This is a genomic window from Mesorhizobium sp. M2A.F.Ca.ET.067.02.1.1, assembly GCF_004023285.1.
In the GTDB taxonomy this organism is placed as follows: Bacteria; Pseudomonadota; Alphaproteobacteria; order Rhizobiales; family Rhizobiaceae; genus Mesorhizobium.
On the sequence record NZ_RZSB01000949.1, the window covers coordinates 1 to 2007 of the forward strand.

3 protein-coding genes and 1 pseudogene are annotated in these 2007 nt (G+C 67.9%); 1 reads left to right on the forward strand and 3 read right to left on the reverse strand.

Annotated elements, in window-relative coordinates; translation table 11 throughout:
- Positions 1-227, forward strand: a pseudogene (locus EOA28_RS34100) (ABC transporter ATP-binding protein); the annotation flags it as partial.
- Between the two features lie 214 nt (positions 228-441).
- Here the strand turns inward: EOA28_RS34100 and minE are convergent.
- The 3 genes from minE to minC all read right to left on the reverse strand — a co-directional run.
- Positions 442-714 (reverse strand): cell division topological specificity factor MinE, encoded by a 273-nt coding sequence (gene minE / locus EOA28_RS34105; protein WP_128315762.1) that lies wholly within the window; start codon positions 712-714, stop codon positions 442-444.
- Positions 711-1526 carry a septum site-determining protein MinD gene (gene minD, locus EOA28_RS34110; RefSeq protein ID WP_126061655.1) on the reverse strand — a complete coding sequence of 272 codons (816 nt, stop codon included), beginning with the start codon at positions 1524-1526 and terminating at the stop codon, positions 711-713. The genes minE and minD overlap by 4 nt, the downstream gene beginning before the upstream one ends.
- A gap of 98 nt (positions 1527-1624) precedes the next feature.
- On the reverse strand, positions 1625-2007 hold a 383-nt coding region (minC, locus tag EOA28_RS34115), incomplete at its 5' end, for a septum site-determining protein MinC (protein ID WP_128315763.1).

Sequence of the window (2007 nt, forward strand, 5' to 3'; positions counted from 1 at the left end):
TCCTCGACGAGGCCACCAACGCCGTCGACGGGCTGTCGGAAGCGGCGATCGTGGAAACACTGAAGTCGCGCGCCGGACGCCGCACGACGATCGTCATCAGCCACCACCACTCGACGATCTCATTCTGCGACGACCTGGTGATCCTGGAGCATGGACGGGTGCGGAAGCAGGCGCCGTTCGCCGAGTTGGCGGCGCGCAGCATGGATGAGTTGTACCAGCCGGAGTGAGGAGCGCGAAGGATCGAGGCGCTTCGGAACCTTGGTTCCTCGCCCCCACGAAGGTGGGGGAGAGGTGGCGCGGCGAAGCCGCGACGGAGAGGGGGAAACGCGCCGGCCTGGAAAGCAGTCGGAGGGAACCCGCCAGCGTCGCAGGCCCCCTCTCCGCCCCGCTGCGCGGGGCACCTCTCCCCCGCCTTGGCGGGGGCGAGGAAATGCGTCGGCGTCACCCCGCCATGGCCAGCGGCGCGGCGCTCTTGTTGGGGATCTGGATGTCGATCTCCAGCGTCGACAGGGTGGCGCTGCGGTCAATCGAGACGGGGAGATAGTCCTGGTCGATCTGCACAGGCTGGGCGATGCCCGCCATGATCTCCTCGCGCAGGATGGAGACGAGGTCCGGCTGGCCGCGGCTCTGGCGCTCATAGGCGAGCAGCAGCTGCAGCCGCTCGCGCGCCACCGGCGCGCTGGTGCGCCGCTTGAAGAGGTCGAGGATGCTCATGCGGCCCTCCTTCCGAGCAGCCGGTCGAGGAAGCCCTTGCGTTCGAAGGGGACGACCACCGGCAGGTCCTCGCCTTCAAGGCGCCTTGCCGCTTCGAGGTAAGCCTTTGCGGCCCCATTGAGCGGTTCCGAGAGCGTGACGGGCGAGCCTAGATTGGAGGCCCGCAGCACATCCTGGCTTTCCGGGATGATGCCGAGCAGCGGCGTGGAGAGTATCTCCAGCACGTCGTCGATCGACAGCATCTCGCCGCGCGCGGCGCGCGCCGCGTCGTAGCGCGTGACCAGCACGTGTTTCTGCACCAGCTCGCCCTGCTCGGCCTTCATGGTGCGGGCGTCGAGCAGGCCGATGATGCGGTCGGAGTCGCGCACCGACGACACTTCCGGGTTGGTGACGATGACGGCCTCGTCGGCGAAGCGCATGGCAAGCTGGGCGCCGCGCTCGATGCCGGCCGGGCTGTCGCAGAAGACATAGTCGAACACCGATCGCAGCCTGGCTATGACTTCGGCCACGCCCTCTTCGGTCAGCGCGTCCTTGTCGCGCGTCTGCGAGGCCGGCAGCAGATAGAGCGTCTCCAGCCGCTTGTCGCGGATCAGCGCCTGCGACAGCTTCGCGGTGCCCTGGATGACGTTGACGAGGTCGAACACCACGCGGCGCTCGGCGCCCATGATGAGGTCGAGGTTGCGCAGGCCGACGTCGAAATCGACCAGCGCCACCTTCTTGCCGGTCTTGGCCACGGCGGCGCCGAGCGCGGCCGTCGAGGTCGTCTTGCCGACGCCCCCCTTGCCCGATGTGACCACGACTACCTTGCCCATTTATACAGCCTCCGTCGGCGATTTTTATTCATGACCGTGCCGGGCACGGCGGACTCGTAACAACTTTGGCACGCGAAACCGGTCCGAAGCTTGCGGCCTCAGCCGAGCGGCACCACGCAGAGCGCATCATTGTCGAGGAAGGCCTGCACGGCCTTGCCGCGCGAGACGCCTTCCATCTCCTCGGCGGTCGTGTACCAGCCGTCGACGGCGAGCAGCTCGGCCTCGTTCTTGCGGCAGAAGATGCGCGCCGAAACATTGCCTTCCGAGCCGGCGATCGCGCGGCCGCGCAGCGTGCCATAGACATGGATCGAGCCGCCGGCGACGATTTCCGAGCCGGACGCGACCGAACCCAGCACGATGACGTCGCCATGCGGATGGAACACCGACTGTCCCGAGCGGATCGGCGCCTTGATCATCAGCGTGCCGGCGGAATGCCGCGGCGGCTCGGCGCCCGCGCTTGCGGCTTGCGCCGGTTCGATCC